Annotated in this window: 13 protein-coding genes; 9 read left to right on the plus strand and 4 right to left on the minus strand. The window is 74.6% G+C overall.

Features of this window, described 5'->3' with window-relative positions; all coding sequences use genetic code 11:
- The first annotated feature begins 31 nt into the window (after positions 1–31).
- Together sucB and PGN05_RS12185 are read left to right on the plus strand one after the other, a co-directional pair.
- Positions 32–1,957: a 2-oxoglutarate dehydrogenase, E2 component, dihydrolipoamide succinyltransferase gene (sucB, locus tag PGN05_RS12180; RefSeq protein ID WP_419752809.1), complete on the plus strand. Its 1,926-nt coding sequence runs from the start codon at positions 32–34 to the stop codon at positions 1,955–1,957.
- A 78-nt stretch (positions 1,958–2,035) separates the two neighbouring features.
- Positions 2,036–2,944, plus strand: coding sequence for a TIGR01777 family oxidoreductase (locus PGN05_RS12185; RefSeq protein ID WP_419752810.1), 909 nt, complete (start codon positions 2,036–2,038; stop codon positions 2,942–2,944).
- A 1-nt stretch (position 2,945) separates the two neighbouring features.
- On the opposite strand, the gene PGN05_RS12190 is transcribed toward PGN05_RS12185, so the two are convergent.
- The gene (locus tag PGN05_RS12190) at positions 2,946–4,526 is read right to left on the minus strand and encodes a serine/threonine-protein kinase (RefSeq protein ID WP_419752811.1); all 1,581 of its coding nucleotides are present in this window, start codon (positions 4,524–4,526) and stop codon (positions 2,946–2,948) included.
- 120 nt (positions 4,527–4,646) lie between these two features.
- Here PGN05_RS12190 and PGN05_RS12195 point away from each other — a divergent pair, with 120 nt between their 5' ends.
- The 3 genes from PGN05_RS12195 to lipB are packed head-to-tail and all read left to right on the plus strand — an operon-like array spanning position 4,647 to position 7,289.
- Positions 4,647–5,891 (plus strand): NAD(P)/FAD-dependent oxidoreductase, encoded by a 1,245-nt coding sequence (locus tag PGN05_RS12195; RefSeq protein WP_419752812.1) that lies wholly within the window; start codon positions 4,647–4,649, stop codon positions 5,889–5,891.
- Positions 5,892–5,893: 2 nt separating this feature from the next.
- A complete protein-coding gene (locus PGN05_RS12200) occupies positions 5,894–6,640 on the plus strand; it encodes a Type 1 glutamine amidotransferase-like domain-containing protein (protein WP_419752813.1) in 747 nt (248 codons plus the stop codon).
- Positions 6,641–6,650: 10 nt separating this feature from the next.
- Positions 6,651–7,289: a lipoyl(octanoyl) transferase LipB gene (gene lipB / locus PGN05_RS12205; protein ID WP_419752814.1), complete on the plus strand. Its 639-nt coding sequence runs from the start codon at positions 6,651–6,653 to the stop codon at positions 7,287–7,289.
- Positions 7,290–7,367: 78 nt separating this feature from the next.
- On the opposite strand, the gene leuS is transcribed toward lipB, so the two are convergent.
- Both leuS and PGN05_RS12215 read right to left on the minus strand, forming a co-directional pair.
- Positions 7,368–10,259, minus strand: coding sequence for a leucine--tRNA ligase (leuS, locus tag PGN05_RS12210; RefSeq protein WP_419752815.1), 2,892 nt, complete (start codon positions 10,257–10,259; stop codon positions 7,368–7,370).
- A 218-nt stretch (positions 10,260–10,477) separates the two neighbouring features.
- Positions 10,478–11,407 carry an LLM class F420-dependent oxidoreductase gene (locus PGN05_RS12215; RefSeq protein ID WP_419752816.1) on the minus strand — a complete coding sequence of 310 codons (930 nt, stop codon included), beginning with the start codon at positions 11,405–11,407 and terminating at the stop codon, positions 10,478–10,480.
- Between the two features lie 106 nt (positions 11,408–11,513).
- Between PGN05_RS12215 and PGN05_RS12220 the strand changes: the two genes are divergently transcribed.
- From PGN05_RS12220 to PGN05_RS12230, 3 genes are all read left to right on the plus strand, one after another.
- Positions 11,514–12,623, plus strand: coding sequence for a hypothetical protein (locus PGN05_RS12220; protein WP_419752817.1), 1,110 nt, complete (start codon positions 11,514–11,516; stop codon positions 12,621–12,623).
- Positions 12,624–12,697: 74 nt separating this feature from the next.
- The gene (lipA, locus tag PGN05_RS12225) at positions 12,698–13,672 is read left to right on the plus strand and encodes a lipoyl synthase (RefSeq protein WP_419752818.1); all 975 of its coding nucleotides are present in this window, start codon (positions 12,698–12,700) and stop codon (positions 13,670–13,672) included.
- A 57-nt stretch (positions 13,673–13,729) separates the two neighbouring features.
- Entirely contained in the window at positions 13,730–14,569 is an 840-nt protein-coding gene (locus tag PGN05_RS12230) for a DUF4191 domain-containing protein (RefSeq protein WP_419752819.1), read from the plus strand.
- A 75-nt stretch (positions 14,570–14,644) separates the two neighbouring features.
- On the opposite strand, the gene PGN05_RS12235 is transcribed toward PGN05_RS12230, so the two are convergent.
- Positions 14,645–15,064, minus strand: coding sequence for an RDD family protein (locus PGN05_RS12235; RefSeq protein ID WP_419752820.1), 420 nt, complete (start codon positions 15,062–15,064; stop codon positions 14,645–14,647).
- Positions 15,065–15,227: 163 nt separating this feature from the next.
- Between PGN05_RS12235 and glnA the strand changes: the two genes are divergently transcribed.
- Positions 15,228–16,661 carry a type I glutamate--ammonia ligase gene (glnA, locus tag PGN05_RS12240; protein WP_419752821.1) on the plus strand — a complete coding sequence of 478 codons (1,434 nt, stop codon included), beginning with the start codon at positions 15,228–15,230 and terminating at the stop codon, positions 16,659–16,661.
- Positions 16,662–16,793: the final 132 nt, after the last annotated feature.

Genomic DNA, 16,793 nt, shown 5'->3' on the forward strand with positions numbered 1-16,793 from the left:
CCCACCCCCCGCGAGAAGGAGCCCTCCCCCGATGCCGACGTCCGTCACCATGCCCGCCCTGGGCGAGAGCGTCACCGAGGGCACGGTCACTCGCTGGCTCAAGCAGGAGGGTGAGCAGGTCGAGGTCGACGAGCCCCTCCTCGAGGTCTCGACCGACAAGGTCGACACCGAGATCCCCTCGCCGGCCGCCGGCGTCCTGACGAAGATCCTCGTCTCCGAGGACGAGACGGTCGAGGTCGGCGCCGAGCTCGCCGTCATCGGCGGGGACGGCGCCGGTGGCGGCGGGGGTGGCCCCGCGTCGGCCGAGGACGCCGACACCACCCCGCAGACCCCCGCCCAGCAGGTCGAGGACGCGGGCCGGTCTCCCGAGCCGGAGACGCAGCCGGCCCCCGCCGCCGAGACCCCCGCCGCCGAGACCCCCGCCGCCGAGACCCCCGCACCGGCCACCGCAGACGGCGGGCAGGGGGACGGTGGGCAGAGCGGCGGCGGCCAGGGTGGCGGGGCGGGCACCCCGGTGACCATGCCGGCCCTCGGCGAGAGCGTCACCGAGGGCACGGTCACCCGCTGGCTGAAGTCCGTGGGTGACGAGGTGTCCGCCGACGAGCCGCTGCTCGAGGTCTCCACCGACAAGGTGGACACCGAGATCCCGGCGCCGGCGAGCGGCACCCTGCTGGAGATCACCGTCGGCGAGGACGAGACGGTCGAGGTCGGCGCTCAGCTGGCCGTCATCGGGACCGGCGCCGCCGGTGGTGGTGGCGCGCCGGCACCCGCGCAGGCCGCTCCCGAGCAGGCCGCTCCCGAGCAGGCCGCCCCCGCGCAGGCCGCTCCGGCCCCGGCCGCTCCGGAGGAGCCGTCGACGGCCAAGCCGGCCTCCGAGACCCCGGGCGCCGACTACGGCTCCAGCGGTGCGCTGCCCACCAAGTCCCCGACGTCCGCGCCCCCGCCCGCCGCTGCGGTCGCCCCCCAGGCACCGGCGGCGCCGTCGGCGCCGGCCCAGCAGCCCGCCGGCGACGGAGGCGGTCAGTACGTCACGCCGCTGGTGCGGCGGCTCGCCGCCGAGCACGGCGTCGACCTCTCGTCGGTGAGCGGCACCGGTGTCGGTGGCCGGATCCGCAAGCAGGACGTTCTGGCGGCCGCCGAGGCCGCCTCCGCGCCGGCTCCCGCGGCCGCGCCGAGCCAGGCCGGCCGCACCGCGCCGAAGCCCTCGCCGGCCGCCATGCCCGACACGTCGCTGCGGGGCCGCACCGAGAAGCTCTCCCGCCTCCGCACCGTGATCGCCCGGCGGATGGTGGAGTCGCTCGCCGTCAGCGCCCAGCTCACCACGGTGGTCGAGGCGGACGTCACGGCGATCGCGCGGCTGCGGGACCGGGCCAAGCGGGACTTCGAGGCGCGCGAGGGCGTCAAGCTCTCGTTCCTGCCGTTCTTCGCCAAGGCCGCGGTCGAGGCGCTCAAGGCCCATCCGGCGGTGAACTCCTCGCTCGACCTCGAGGCCGGCACGGTCACCTACCACGACAGCGAGAACCTCGGCGTCGCGGTGGACACCGAACGCGGCCTGCTGGTGCCGGTCATCAAGGACGCCGGCGACCTGAGCCTGGGCGGCATCGCCCGCAAGATCGCCGACCTCGCGGAGCGGACCCGCACCAACAAGGTCACGCCCGACGAGCTGGGCGGCGGCACCTTCACGCTGACCAACACCGGCAGCCGCGGGGCGCTGTTCGACACGCCGATCATCAACCAGCCGCAGGTCGCGATCCTCGGCACCGGCACCGTGGTGAAGCGTCCCGTCGTCGTGCAGGACCCCGATCTCGGTGAGGTGATCGCCGTCCGGTCGATGGTGTACCTGGCGCTCACCTACGACCACCGGATCGTCGACGGGGCCGACGCCGCCCGCTTCCTCACCACCGTGAAGGAGCGACTGGAAGCCGGGCAGTTCCACGGCGAGGTGGGACTCGCCTGATCCGCTCCGATCGGGGCCCCGGCAGCAGCCGGGGCCCCGATCGCGCACGACCCGTCCGGGGCTGAGCCGAGGAGACACATGAAGGTCGCGGTCACCGGTTCCTCCGGGCTGATCGGAGCCCGGCTCGTGCCGGCGCTGCGGGCGGACGGGCACGAGGTGTTGCGGCTGGTCCGCCGCACGCCGCGAACGGCGGACGAGCACCGGTGGGACCCCCAGCACCGTCGGATCGACCCGGCGCTGCTGCCCGACGTGGACGCGGTCATCAACCTCGCCGGGACCCCTATCCGTCCCCGGCCGTGGACCACCGGCTACAAGCAGCAGTTGCGGTCGAGCCGGCTGGAAGCGACCAGCACGGTGAGCGAGGCGCTCGCCGACGCGCTCCGCGCCGACCCCTCGCGCCCGCGCGTGCTGCTGTCGGCCTCGGCCGTCGGCTTCTACGGCGACACCGGCGCCCGGGCCGTCGACGAGGACAGCCCACCGGGCACCGACTTCCTCGCCCGCCTGTGCACCGAGTGGGAGGCGGCCACCGCCCCCGCGGCCGAGGCCGGGGTCCGGGTGACGCACCTGCGGACCGGCCTCGTCGTCGGACGCGGCGCCCCCCTCATGCAGATCCTGGGGCTGGTCTTCCGCGCCGGAGTGGGCGGCCGCATGGGGAGCGGGGAGCAGTACTGGCCCTGGGTCAGCCTCGACGACGAGGTGGCGGCGATCCGCTTCCTGCTCACCGCCGACGTCGCCGGTCCGGTCAACCTCACCGCTCCGACGCCGGTGACCAACGCCGAGTTCGCGCGCCGCCTGGGCCGCGCCGTGCGCCGGCCCGCGGTGCTGCCGGTCCCCCGCGTGGCCCTCTCCCTCGCCCTCGGGGAGTTCGGCCGCACGGGTGTGCTGGCCGGTCAACGGGCCCTCCCCCGGAGGCTGACGGAGGCCGGGTACGACTGGGTCCACCCGGACCTGGACGACGCGTTCCGCGCGGCGCTGTCCCGCGCCTGACTCACGAGGTCCGCTCCGCCGAGTCCAGCCGCCACCCGCCGTCACCGAGCACCAGGGTCATCCGCACCTCGGCCTCGCCGCGGGCGTCGACCGACCGCCGCGCCGGCCCCTCGGGTGCACCGACCGGGACGACCTCGTAGGCCGGCCACGTGTCGACCACCTGCAGGGTCACCCGTCCCTCGACCGCACCGCCGTCCACCACGGTCGCCCGCAGCACCGCCGGGGTGAAGCCGCGCAGGGTCTCCCCCGCCGTGACCAGCCCCGCGACGGTCACCCGGTCCGCGTCGAGCAGCGGGCTGCCAGGGGCGTGCACCTCCTCGAGCAGGTCCGCCGACCCCGTGCGGAAGGCGGCCGCCCGGCGCCCGTAGAGCTCGGTGAGGCGGTCCGTCCACGCCTCCGCCGAGTTCTCCCCCACCTCGTCCTCCACTGGGGGAGCCGGAGCCGGCTCGGGTGGTGGGGACGTCCGCGGGGTGCTGGCCGCGCGGTCGGCCAGCTCCGCGGCGCGGGGAGCCGCGCCGGTCTCGGCCCACCATCCGCCGAGCCACACCACTGCGAGGAGGACGACGGCGGCGGCTGCCACGGCAGCGGTGCGCCGGGTCGCCACGGCTGGCAGGCCGGCCGGGAGCCGGAGGCGGCGGCCACCGGGCGCCGGCGGCGAGTCCGGAGGACGGTGCCGACCGGGGACCTGGTGCGTGAGCTCGGTGCGCGGGCCCCGGCCGGTCCCGGCGAGGTCCGCGTCGAGGACGCCCGGAGCCGGCAGCCGCACGGGTTCGGGCCGGCAGGCGTGCCGCAGGTCGAGGGCGAACGCCGCAGCCGAGCCGCGCTCGTGCGGATCCAGCGCCAGCCCCCGGCTGACGACCTCCAGCAGTTCCGCGGGGGCGCCGGGGGCCAGCCCGGCGAGGTCGGGGAGGGATCCGTCGGCTGCGACCCGCAGGGTGTCTGCCGGGGTGGCCGCGTTCCAGGGCGCGACCCCCGTGAGCGCGTGGAAGGCCGCGGCAGCCACCCCGAAGACGTCGGAGGCCGGCCCCGGTGCGCCGCCGCGGGCCACCGTCGGGTCGACGTAGGCAGGGGTGACCTCCTCTGCTGCGGCCTCCCCCAGCACCTGGGCGACCCCCAGGTCGGTCAGGACCGGGCGCCCCTCGGCGGTGAACACGATGTTGCCGGGCGACAGGTCGCCGTGCATGACGCCGTGCTCGTGGGCGTGCGCCAGCGCGGCGGCCACCGGGGCGATGGCCGTGACCACCTCCCCCGGGCGCAGCCGTCCCCTCCGGTGCAGCAGGGCGGCGAGGCTGCCCCCGGCGAGCAGGTCCAGGACGAGGGCGACCCGCGGCGGAGCGCCACGGCGGGGCTGGTGGACCACCTCGACGAGCCGGACCAGGTGCGGGTGGTCGAGCTGTCCCAGCAGGGCCGCCTCGCGCGCCTGCCGCTCCGGGTCCCCCGCGACGAGCACCTTGACCGCCACCGGCGGGCCGCCGGCGCGCGGCACCGCCCGCCACACCTCGCCGGACCCACCGCGACCCAGCAGCTCCTCCAGGCGGTACCCGGGGACGACGGGGACGTCGGAGGGCTCGTGGGTCGACATGGCTGGGCACCGTAGGCGCTCCGCCACGCGGGCCGCTCCCGTCGTCCACAGGGGGCGATGCCGTCCACAGCTTCCGGACCGGACAGGTGACCGGGCGCCGGTCGGCCTAGGTTCGGAGCCATGTCGCTGCCTCCCCGTGCCGAGGTCGTGGTCGTCGGCGCCGGGCTCGCGGGGCTGTCGGCGGCGACGAGGCTGGCGGCGGCCGGCTGCGACGTCCACGTCCTCGACGCGGCCGACCACCCGGGTGGACGGCTGGCGACCGAGCGGGTGGACGGGTTCGTCGTCGACCGCGGCTTCCAGGTCCTCAACACCGGCTATCCGCGCGCGGCCGACCTCGACCTGCCCGCGCTGGAGCTCGGGTGGTTCTGGCCCGGGGCGGTCCTCCGCGTGGACGGGCACGCCCACCGCCTCGTCGACCCGCGGCGCCGGCCGGCCGGCCTGCCCGCCACGCTCCACGCTCCCGTCGGCTCACCGCTGCGCAAGGCGGCGATCGCGGCGTACTCCGCGCACGCCGGGTACACACCCGTCGACCGCCTGCTGCGGGCCCGGGAGGTCTCGGCCGAGCAGCGGCTGCGCACGGCCGGGGTCGGGGACGCCGCGCTCGAACGCCTCTTCCGGCCGTTCCTCGCCGGGGTCCTGCTCGAGGACCGGCTGGAGACCTCGAGCCGGTACCTGGACCTGCTGTGGCGCAGCTTCGCCCGCGGCGCGATCGGCCTCCCGGCCCGCGGCATGCAGGCGGTCGGCGAGCAGCTGGCCGCGCGGGTGGGGGCCGGCCGGGTGCACCTGGGCGTGCGGGCGACGTCGGTCGCGGGTGACGCCGTGACGACGACCGCCGGTCCCGTCCGGGCGGAGGCCGTGGTCGTCGCGACCGACGCGGACACGGCCGCGGGGCTCGTGCCGGGCCTGACCGCGACCGCACCCCGGCAGGTCACCACCCACCTGCACGTCCTGCCCTCCTCGCCGTGGCCGTCCCCGCTGATCGTGCTCGGCACCCCCTCCGGCCGGCTGGTGAACAGCGTCGTGCTGACCGACGCCCAGCCCGCCTACAGCCGGGACGGGCGGGCCCTGGTCGCCAGCTCCAGCCTGCTGCCCACCACCGCCGCCGAGGTCCGCGACGAGGTGGCCGCGCTGCACGGGGTCGGCGCGGCCGACCTCGACCACCTGACCTCGCTGACCGTGCCGCGGGCCCAGCCCGCGGCGCTGCCTCCGCTGCAGCTGCGCCGCCCGGTGGACCTGGGCGGCGGTCTGTACGTCTGCGGGGACCACCGCGACACGCCGTCCATCCAGGGCGCGATGGCCAGCGGCGCCCGCGCCGCCCGCGCCGTCCTGCGCGCCCTGCGGCCCACCGACCGAGGAGCTGCCTGACCGTGCCCGCGTCCGCACCGACCATCCTGGCGACCAGCATGGGGTTCCGCTCCCGGGGCCGCGGTCCCTACGACTGGACGCCCGGTCCGGTGTTCGACCTCGCGGTGGAGCTGGCCGGGGCTCCCGAGCGGCCCCGGCTGTGCTACCTCGGCACGGCCACCGGGGACGACCCCGTCCGGGTGGCCGGCGTCTACGGCGCCTTCGCCGGCAGCCGCGTCGAGGTCAGCCACCTCAGCCTCTTCCCCATGCCGACCGTTCCGGACCTGCGCGCGCACCTGCTGTCCCAGGACGTCGTCTGGGTCGGCGGGGGCAGCGTGGCCAACCTGCTGGCCGTGTGGCGGGTGCACGGGCTCGACGAGGTGTTCCGCGAGATCTGGGAAGCCGGGGTCGTGCTGGGCGGGGTGTCCGCCGGGTCGCTGTGCTGGCACGTCGGCGGGACCACCGACTCCTTCGGGCCGGACCTCCGGCCGGTGACCAACGGGCTGGGGCTCATCCCCACGTCCAACGGCGTCCACTACGACTCGGAGGAGCAGCGGCGCCCGCTCTACCACCGGCTGGTGGCCGACGGCACGCTCCCGGGCGGTCACGCCACCGACGACGGCGTCGGGCTGGTGTACCGGGGCACCGACCTGGTGGAGGCCGTCGCCGACCGGCCCGACGCCGGGGCCCACCGCGTCGAGCGGGGGCCCGACGGCAGCGCGGTGGAGAGCCGCATCGAGCCGCGGCGGCTGCCGGAACGCCGGGCCTAGGCTGGTCACCGTGAGCGCGCTCGAGGTCCTGCGGCTGGGTCTGGTCGACTACGAGGAGGCGTGGGCACGGCAGCGCGAGTTGCACGCCCGCGTGGTGGACGGCTCCGCTCCGGACACCCTCCTCCTGCTGGAGCACCCGCCGGTCTACACGGCCGGGAAGCGCACCGAGCCGCACGAGCGACCCTTCGACGGCACGCCGGTGATCGACGTCGATCGCGGCGGCAAGATCACCTGGCACGGGCCGGGGCAGCTGGTCGGCTACCCCATCGTCCGGCTGGCCGACCCCGTCGACGTCGTGGCCCACGTGCGGCGCCTCGAGGCGGCCCTCATCGACGTGTGCGCCGGCCTGGGGCTGGCGACCGAGCGGGTCGACGGGCGCAGCGGTGTGTGGGTGCGGGCCGACCAGCGGGGTCCGAACCGCAAGGTCGCCGCGATCGGCGTCCGCGTGGCCAGGGGTGTCACCATGCACGGGTTCGCCCTCAACTGCGACCCCGACATGTCGGCGTTCGGCAACATGATCCCGTGCGGCATCGTCGATGCCGGCGCCACGTCCCTGACCACCGAACTGGGCCGCGACGTCCCCGTCGCGGAGGCGATCGACCCGGTCGAGGCCGCGATGCGGCGGGTGCTGTCCCCCGTCCCCGCCTGACGACCTCGCTGCAGGGGCCCCGTCCCGGGGGCCGGGGCGGGGCCGCACACCGAGCGGTGGGGGCAGCGAGGTCCTGGCTCAGCCCAGGACGAAGTTGACCAGCCGCCCCGGCACGGCGACGACGCGACGCACGGTCCGGTCGGTCAGGTGGCCGGCGATCTTCTCGTCGGCGCGGGCGGCGGCCTCCAGCGCGGCGGCGTCGGCGTCGGCCGGCACCGTCACCTGCGCCCGCACCTTGCCGTTGACCTGGACGGCGACCTGCACCGTGTCCTCCACCAGCCACCGCGCGTCCGCGGCCGGGAACGGCGCCCACGCCGGGGACTCGGTGTGGCCCAGCCGCGACCACAACTCCTCGGCGATGTGCGGGGCCAGCGGCGCGACCAGCAGCACCAGCGGCTCGACCACCGACCGCGGGACCGGTGAGTCCGCGCCGTACACCGACGTCAGGTGATTGGTCAGCTCGGTGATCCGGGCGATCGCGATGTTGAACCGCAGCGTCGCCATGCCGTCCCGCACGCCGTCGATCGTCTTGTGCAGCGCCCGCAGGGTCTCCTCCGACGGCTGCACGTCCTCGGCCGCCCGGACCGCGCCGGTCTCCTCGTCGACCACCACGCGCCAGATCCGCTGCAGCAGCCGCTGCGACCCCACGACCGCCTTGGTCTCCCACGGCCGGGACTGCTCCAGCGGGCCGGTCGACATCTCGTACACGCGGAACGTGTCGGCCCCGTAGGCGCCGATCATCTCGTCCGGCGTGACCATGTTCTTCAGGCTCTTGCCGATCTTCCCGTACTCGCGGTTGACCTCGGCGCCCTGGTGGAAGAACCGGCCGTCCCTCTCCTCCACCTCGGCGGCGGGCACGTAGAAGCCCCGCTCGTCGGTGTAGGCGTGGGCCGAGATGTAGCCCTGGTTGACCAGCCGGCGGAACGGCTCCTCGCTGGAGACGTACCCCAGGTCGAACAGCACCTTGTGCCAGAACCGCGCGTACAGCAGGTGCAGCACCGCGTGCTCCACACCGCCGACGTAGAGGTCCACGCCGCCGACGTCGCCGTCCCCGCGCGGGCCCAGCCAGTAGCGCTCCAGCTCGGGGTCGACCATGCGCTCGTCGTCGCCGGGGTCCAGGTAGCGCAGGTAGTACCAGCAGGACCCGGCCCAGTTGGGCATCGTGTTGGTCTCACGCCGGTACGTGCGCGGCCCGTCGCCCAGGTCCAGCTCGACCGTCGTCCAGTCGGTGGCGCGGGACAGCGGCGGCTCCGGCGCGGACTCGGCGTCGTCGTCGGCGAAGGTCTTCGGCGAGTAGTCGTCCACCTCCGGCAGCAGCACCGGCAGCATCGACTGCGGAACGGCGACCGGCAGGTCGTGCTCGTCGTAGACGATCGGGAACGGTTCACCCCAGTAGCGCTGCCGGCTGAACAGCCAGTCGCGCAGCTTGTAGGTGGTGGTCGCCTCGCCGTGGCCCTTCGCCACCAGCCACTCGGTCATGCGGGCGATCGCGGCGGCCTTGTCCAGGCCGTCCAGCGAGACCTCGTCGTTCGACGAGTTGATCATCGGGCCGGCGCCGGTGTACGCCCCGCCCGCGAAGTCCGCCGGCGGCTGCACGGTGCGGACCACGGGCAGCCCGAAGGCCCCGGCGAACTCGAAGTCGCGGGTGTCCTCCCCGGGGACGGCCATGATCGCGCCGGTGCCGTAGCCGGTCAGCACGTAGTCGGCGATGAACACCGGCAGCTCGCGGCCGTTCACCGGGTTGACGGCGGTGATGCCCAGCCACACCCCGGTCTTCTCCCGGCCGGTGTCCTGGCGGTCCAGCTCGGAACGGCGGGACGCCTGGCGCTGGTACTCCCGCACGGCCTCGGCCGGCGTGGCCGCTCCCCCGGTCCAGCGCGGGTCGGTGCCGTCCGGCCACGCGTCCGCGGTCAGCGTCCCGACGAGCGGGTGCTCGGGCGCCAGCACCATGTAGGTCGCGCCGAACAGCGTGTCGGGCCGGGTCGTGAAGACCTCGATCGTCTCGGCGCCGGCGGCGAAGCGGACCTTCGCACCGGTCGAGCGGCCGATCCAGTTGCGCTGCATCAGCTTCAGCGAGTCCGACCAGTCCATCCGGTCCAGGTCGTCGATCAACCGGTCGGCATAGGCGGTGATCCGCATCATCCACTGCTTGAGCGGACGCCGGAACACGGGGAAGTTGCCGCGTTCCGACCGGCCGTCGGCGGTGACCTCCTCGTTCGAGAGCACCGTGCCCAGGCCGGGGCACCAGTTGACCGGCGCCTCGTGCAGGTAGGCCAGCCGGTGCGCGTCGACGACCGTCCGCCGCTCGACGTCGGACAGCTCGGCCCACGGCCGGCCCGACGGGTTGGTGCCAGGTACGGGCTGCCGCGTGCCGGCGTCCAGCTCGGTCACCAGCTCGTCGATCGGGCGGGCCTTGCCGGCGGCGTCGTCGAACCAGCTGCCGAACAGCTGCAGGAAGATCCACTGGGTCCACTTGTAGTAGCCCGGGTCGATGGTGGCGAAGCTGCGGCGGTCGTCGTGGTCGACGCCCAGGCGGCGCAGCTGGGCCTTGATCGCGGCGATGTTGGCCTCGGTGGTGACCCGCGGGTGCTGCCCGGTCTGGACGGCGTACTGCTCGGCGGGCAGGCCGAAGGCGTCGTAGCCCATCGGGTGCAGCACGTTGTCGCCGTCCATGCGGCGGAACCGGCTGGTGACGTCGGTGCCCAGGTAGCCCAGCGGGTGTCCGACGTGGAGGCCGGCGCCCGAGGGGTACGGGAACATGTCCATCACGAAGAACTTGGGCCGGCCGGCGACCCGCTCGAACCCCTCGCTCAGCCGGCCGCACGGGTTGGGCGTGTGGAACGTGCCCTCGGCCTCCCAGCGGTCCTGCCAGGCGAGCTCGATCCGCTGCGCCAGCGCCGGCGTGTACCGGTGCGGCGGGACGCCGTCGCCGGTGGGATCGGTGATCGGCGGGCTGGCGGGCTGGCTCACGGGGTGCTCCTGGGTCGCGGGTGCCGGGGGCGGACATCAAAAAACCCCTCGCACAGGAGGGGTCGCCGCGCCGGCCGTGGAGAGGGCGTCAGCGCGGCCGGTGGAGGAGGAACCGCCCGGTCACGGCCTCAGCCTACTCCGGCGGTCCACCGGGTTCCTGGCCCGGCCGGGGACCTCGACCTCCACCTCAGGTCGAGGTCCCCGCGGGCGCGCGCCGGTCACCTGACCTGGGGTGCCACCTCCGCGGCGACGAGGTCCAGGTGGTCCAGGTCGGCGAGGTCGAGCACCTGCAGGTACACCCGCGACGCGCCCGCCTCGGCGTAGCGGCCGAGCGTGTCGACCACCTCGGCCGGCGTTCCGGCGGCACCGTGCGCCCGCAGCTCCCCGGCATCCCGCCCGATGGCGGCGGCCCGGCGGGCCAGCTCGGCCTCGTCCCGGCCGACGCACAGCACCAGCGCGGAGCTGTACACCAGGGACGACGGGTCGCGGCCGGCCTCCGCACACGCCTCGCGCACCCCGGCGAACAGCCGGGCGTTGTCCTCGACCGACGCGAAGGGCACGTTGAACTCCCCGGCGTACCGGGCGGCCAGCCGGGGCGTCCGGCGACGGCCGCGGCCACCGACGAGGATCGGGATCCCGCCCTCCTGCACCGGCTTCGGCAGCGCCGGCGACCCGCTGACCCGGTAGTACCGCCCCTCGTGGGCGAACGTCTCCCCCGGCGGCGTCCCCCACAGCCCGGTGATGACCGCCAGCTGCTCCTCGTAGCGGTCGAAGCGCTCGCCGAGCTCAGGGAACGGGATGCCGTAGGCCTGGTGCTCCTCCTCGTACCAGCCGGCGCCGATGCCCAGCTCCACGCGACCGCCGCTCATCTGGTCGACCTGGGCCACCGAGATCGCCAGCGGACCGGGCAGCCGGAAGGTCGCGGCCGTCATCAGCGTGCCGAGCCGGATGCGGCTGGTCTCCCGGGCGAGGCCGGCGAGGGTGACCCAGGCGTCGGTCGGCCCGGGGAGGCCGTCCCCGCCCATCGCCAGGTAGTGGTCGGAGCGGAAGAAGGCGTCGAACCCGGTCTCCTCGGTCCGCCGCGCGACGGCGAGCAGGTCGTCGTAGGTGGCGCCCTGCTGGGGCTCGGTGAAGATGCGTAGCTGCACCCGCGAACGCTATCCAGGTCCGCCGTCGACCGCTCCCACCCGGGGTGTGCCCGTCGCGGCGAGCGGGCAGGATGGCCGCCGACACGATCAACCGGAGGTGCATCCCGTGTTCCGCAAGAAGACACACGGCCAGATCATCGGCGAGGAGCTCACGGAGGGCCTGAGCCACATCGGGACGGCGGTGGCCGAGGCGGGCCGGGCGGCGGCGGAGCAACTGGCACCGCGCGTCGAGGCCGCTCGCGAGGCGACCGGCCCGACAGTGGTGGCCGCGAAGCTGGCCGTCGCGCCCAAGGTGGCGGCCGCGGTGGCCGTCGCCGCCCCGGCCGTCGAGGCGGCGCGTGACGCCCTGGCGCCCCGCGTGGAGGCCGCGCGCGAGGCGCTCGCCCCCCGCTACGAGGCGGCCGCCCCGCGCGTCGTCTCGGCCGTGACCGCCGCCCAGGTCGCGGCGACCAAGGCCGCCGCCGACCTGGGACCGCGGCTGGAAGCGGCCCGCGACGTCGCCACCAAGACGCTCGAGAAGGACGTCGGCCCCAAGCTGACCGCCGCCCAGGCCGCGGCGCTGGCCTACGCCGCGCCACGGGTCCTGGCCGCACGCGAGGCCGTGCTGCCGGTCTTCGAGAGCGCCCGCGAGTCGGTCACCGCCAGCCTGGGTAACGCGCTGGAGGAGCTCGACCTGCGCCGGGCGGAGTTCACCGCGACCACCAAGGCGGCGAAGAAGGACGTCCGCAAGCGGCGGCGCAAGCTCGAGAAGAAGGCGGCCAAGACAGCGGCCAAGGTCCGGCGCACGCCCGTCGTCGACGCCGGGACGCGGCGGTGGCCGTGGCTGCTCGCCGTCCTCGCCGTCGGCGCGGCCGCCTTCGCCGTCCTCCGCCGGCGCAAGGACGACGACCTGTGGAACCCCGCCCCCGCCGGGGACGGTCCCGTGCCCAGCTACCGAGAGGACCCCGTGCCCAGCTCACCGAGCAACTCCGGCAAGACCGTCTCCACCGCCCAGACGACCCCCGGCGACGCCACCCCGCCGGACACCGACGCCGGTTCGTGGGCCCAGCAGTCGGCCCCCACCGAGTCCCCGGGACCCACCACTCCCGGCACCGCCACGACGAGCTCCAACGACCCGGCCCTGGACACCGCCACGGCCTCGCCGAACGACCAGCCGCAGACCGCCAGCGGCGGCATCGGCTCCGACGCGGACGACGAGCGCAACCCGTCGACCTGATCGCACCCCGCACGGCGACGGCGCCTGCCCGGTCGGGCGGGCGCCGTCGCACGTCGGGGGTACCGTGGCCGATCATGAGCGAGACGGTGGCCCCGACCCCCTCCGCGGACTCCCCGATCGCGCCGTCCGGTCGCCGGTTGCTGCGGCTGGAGGTCCGCAACAGCCAGGTGCCGATCGAGCGCAAGCCCGAGTGGATCAAGACCCGGCTCAAGACCGGCCCCGAGTACACCGAGCTCAAGTCGCTGGTGCGCCGCGAGGGCCTGCACACCGTCTGCGAAGAGGCCGGCTGCCCCAACATCTACGAGTGCTGGGAGGACCGGGAGGCCACCTTCCTCATCGGCGGTGACCAGTGCACCCGGCGCTGCGACTTCTGCCAGATCGACACCGGCAAGCCCGCCGCCTTCGACGCCGACGAGCCGCGCCGGGTCGCCGAGAGCGTGGCCACCATGGGCCTCAGGTACGCCACGGTCACCGGCGTCGCCCGCGACGACCTGCCCGACGGCGGTGCCTGGCTGTACGCCGAGACGGTCCGCCAGATCCACGCCGCGCTCCCCGGCTGTGGCGTCGAGCTGCTCATCCCGGACTTCAACGCCGACCCCGACCAGCTGGCCGAGGTCTTCTCCTCCCGCCCCGAGGTGCTCGCCCACAACGTCGAGACGGTGCCGCGCATCTTCAAGCGGATCCGCCCCGGCTTCCGGTTCGAGCGGTCCCTCGCCGTCCTCACTGCGGCGCGGGAGGCGGGCCTGGTGACCAAGTCCAACCTCATCCTCGGCATGGGTGAGGAGCCCCACGAGGTCGTCGAGACGATGCAGGCCCTGCACGAGGCGGGCTGCGACCTGCTGACCATCACCCAGTACCTGCGGCCCTCGCCGCGGCACCACCCCGTCGTCCGCTGGGTCAAGCCCGACGAGTTCGTCGGGTTCCAGGCCGAGGCCGAGCGGATCGGGTTCCCCGGCGTGCTGGCCGGGCCGCTGGTGCGCAGCTCCTACCGGGCCGGCCGGCTGTACCAGCAGGCGGTCGAGGCGCGGGGACTCACCCGCACCATCTGAGGGAGTTCCCCGGGCCGGTCCGCGGGGACCGGCCCGGCGCGCCCCTATCCTGGGGACATGGCACGCAGCAGGTCCACCGACTCCCCCGCACCCACCGGCAAGGCCGGACGGGCCCCGACCGGACGCGGGCGGGGGGCGAGCGCCTCCGGCGCGGCGGCGTCGGGCTCGGGCGGCCGCGCACCGAAGCTGGACAAGAACGGCCGGCCCAAGGTCGGCCGGCTCAAGAAGGTGGCCAACCAGGCCAAGATGATCAAGCAGGCCTACTCGCTGACCCGGAAGAACGACCCCAAGCTGCCGTGGATCATGCTCATCGCCTTCGTGGTGGTGGCCGGCGTGATCGAGCTCATCGGCATCCTGCTCGGCTCGCCGTTCCTGTTCCTGCCGATCGCGATCCTGCTGGGTCTGCTGGCGGCGCTCGTCATCTTCGGCCGCCGCGCCCAGGGCTCGGCGTACCGGCAGGTCGAGGGGCAGCCCGGCGCGGCGGCGTGGGTGCTCGAGGGCATGCGCGGTGACTGGCGCGTCTCCTCCGGCGTCGCCGGCACCACCCAGCTCGACGCCGTGCACCGCGTCCTCGGCCGCCCCGGTGTGGTGCTCGTCGGCGAGGGCGCCGCGTCCCGCGTGCGGCCGCTGCTGGCGCAGGAGAAGAAGAAGGTCGCCCGCGTGGTCGGCGACACCCCGATCTACGACATCCTCGTCGGCGACGAGGAGGGGCAGGTGCCCCTGCGCAAGCTCAGCGCGCACGTCATGAAGCTGCCCCGCAACCTCTCCGGCGCGGAGCTCAACGCCCTCGGCAAGCGGCTGTCGGCGCTGGGCGGCGCCCGCATGCCGGTGCCCGGTGGCCCGCTGCCCGGCGGGCGGCAGATGTCGGTGAGCCAGCGCCAGGTCCGCCGCCGCTGACCCCTCCCCCCAGGCATAGGAAGCACTACCCACGTCGGCGCGGCCGCTGACGCGGGGAGAGCTTCCTTCGCCTCCTCAGGCGCGGACGACGGCGGTGTCGGTGAGCCGGTCGTGCAGCCCGCGGCCGTCGGCGTCCACCACGAGCGCCGGCACGAGCAGCACGAGCAGCGCCGTCCGGACGACGGCCCGCCACAGCGCCAGCCGCTCCCCCGGCCGCGGGTGCGCCAGCCGCAGCCCGAGCAGCCGCATGCCGGGGGTCTGACCGACCAGGGTCAGCGCCCCGACCGTGACCAGCGCGAAAGCCAGCAGGCTCCAGTTGCCCGGCAGCTCCGGCGCGGTGAACAGGCCGGCGACGAGCGCCGAGGCGAGCGCGTCGACCAGGAACGCGCCGATCCGGCTGGAGAAGGTCGCCAGCGAGCCGGGACCGTCGGCCGGCAGCCCCAGCGAGGCGCCCCGGCGGCGCTCCTGAGAGGGTGGCTGCGCGTTCCCGACCATGACCGCCAGGGTAGGACCCCCGCCGGGCCGGCTCGTGTGCCCGCCCGGGAGCGCCCGGCGACACGCCCGGCCGTTGTTACCGGCCTGAAACACCGGAGACACTGGTGGGCAACTCCCGGCTCGTAGTTTGCGGTTCGGCCATCCGCCCACTCCCGGAGGATCGATGTTCACCAGTCCCGACGAGGTCGCCGCCTACATCCGCGACAACGACGTCGAGTTCGTCGACGTCCGCTTCTGCGACCTCCCCGGCGTCATGCAGCACTTCACCATCCCGGCGTCGACGTTCGGCGAGGACACGTTCTCCGAGGGGCTCGGCTTCGACGGCTCCTCGATCCGCGGGTTCCAGGCGATCAACGAGTCGGACATGCTGCTGCTGCCCGACGCGAACAGCGCCTTCCTCGACCCCTTCCGCCGGCACAAGACGCTGAACGTCAACTTCTTCATCCACGACCCGATCACGCGCGAGGCCTACAGCCGCGACCCGCGGAACGTGGCGAAGAAGGCCGAGGCCTACCTGGCCAGCAGCGGCATCGCCGACACCGCGTACTTCGGCGCCGAGGCGGAGTTCTACATCTTCGACTCGATCCGGCACGGCACCGGCATCAACGAGGGCTACTACCACATCGACGCCGTCGAGGGTTCCTGGAACACGGGCTCGCTGACCGGCGAGAACGGCGGCCCCAACCTGGGCTACAAGACCCGGCCCAAGGGCGGCTACTTCCCCGTCGAGCCCTACGACCACCAGAGCGACCTGCGCTCGACCATGATGGCCAACCTGACCAAGGCCGGCCTCGAGCTCGAGCGGGGCCACCACGAGGTCGGCACGGGCGGTCAGGCGGAGATCAACTACAAGTTCGACACGCTGCTGCGCTCGGCCGACAGCCTGATGCTGTTCAAGTACATCATCAAGAACACGGCCTGGGCCGAGGGCAAGAGCGTCACCTTCATGCCCAAGCCGCTGTTCGGTGACAACGGCTCCGGCATGCACTGCCACCAGAGCCTCTGGATGGACGGCGAGCCGCTCTTCCACGCCGAGACGGGCTACGCGGGCCTGTCGGACATGGCGCGGCACTACATCGGTGGCCTGCTCAAGCACGCGCCGTCGCTGCTGGCGTTCACCAACCCGACCGTCAACAGCTACCACCGCCTGGTGCCCGGCTACGAGGCGCCGATCAACCTCGTCTACTCCGCCCGCAACCGCTCGGCCTGCACCCGCATCCCGATCTCGGGCGACAGCCCCAAGGCCAAGCGCATCGAGTTCCGCGTGCCCGACCCGTCGGCCAACCCCTACCTCGCCTTCTCGGCGATGCTCATGGCCGGCCTCGACGGCGTCAAGAACAAGATCGAGCCGCCGGCCCCGGTCGACAAGGACCTCTACGAGCTGCCGCCCGAGGAGGCCCTGGGCATCGAGAAGGTGCCCGCCTCGCTGGACGCCGTCCTCGACCGGCTCGAGGTCGACCACGACTACCTCGTCGACGGTGGCGTCTTCACCCCCGACCTGATCGAGACGTGGATCGAGTACAAGCGGGAGTTCGAGATCGACCCGATCCGTCTCCGCCCGCACCCGCACGAGTTCGCGATGTACTACGACATCTGAGTCCGGGGGGCGACAGCGTCCCTGACCGGCACGTTCCGCAGCCCCCGCCCGGGTCCCGGGCGGGGGCTGCGCCGCGTCCGGTACCGGGCGCGCGCATCGCCGTGACCGGCGGGACGGGGAGAACCAGGCAGC

This window comes from Geodermatophilus sp. CPCC 206100 (assembly GCF_048569675.1).
GTDB lineage: Bacteria > Actinomycetota > Actinomycetes > Mycobacteriales > Geodermatophilaceae > Geodermatophilus.

What these genes read in the sequence shown, in the direction of transcription:
- sucB (WP_419752809.1), top strand. Translation starts at nt 32, where the DNA reads ATGCCGACGTCCGTCACCATGCCCGCCCTGGGCGAGAGCGTCACCGAG.
- PGN05_RS12185 (WP_419752810.1), top strand. Translation starts at nt 2,036, where the DNA reads ATGAAGGTCGCGGTCACCGGTTCCTCCGGGCTGATCGGAGCCCGGCTC.
- PGN05_RS12190 (WP_419752811.1), bottom strand. Translation starts at nt 4,526, where the DNA reads ATGTCGACCCACGAGCCCTCCGACGTCCCCGTCGTCCCCGGGTACCGC.
- PGN05_RS12195 (WP_419752812.1), top strand. Translation starts at nt 4,647, where the DNA reads ATGTCGCTGCCTCCCCGTGCCGAGGTCGTGGTCGTCGGCGCCGGGCTC.
- lipA (WP_419752818.1), top strand. Translation starts at nt 12,698, where the DNA reads ATGAGCGAGACGGTGGCCCCGACCCCCTCCGCGGACTCCCCGATCGCG.
- PGN05_RS12230 (WP_419752819.1), top strand. Translation starts at nt 13,730, where the DNA reads ATGGCACGCAGCAGGTCCACCGACTCCCCCGCACCCACCGGCAAGGCC.
- PGN05_RS12235 (WP_419752820.1), bottom strand. Translation starts at nt 15,064, where the DNA reads ATGGTCGGGAACGCGCAGCCACCCTCTCAGGAGCGCCGCCGGGGCGCC.
- glnA (WP_419752821.1), top strand. Translation starts at nt 15,228, where the DNA reads ATGTTCACCAGTCCCGACGAGGTCGCCGCCTACATCCGCGACAACGAC.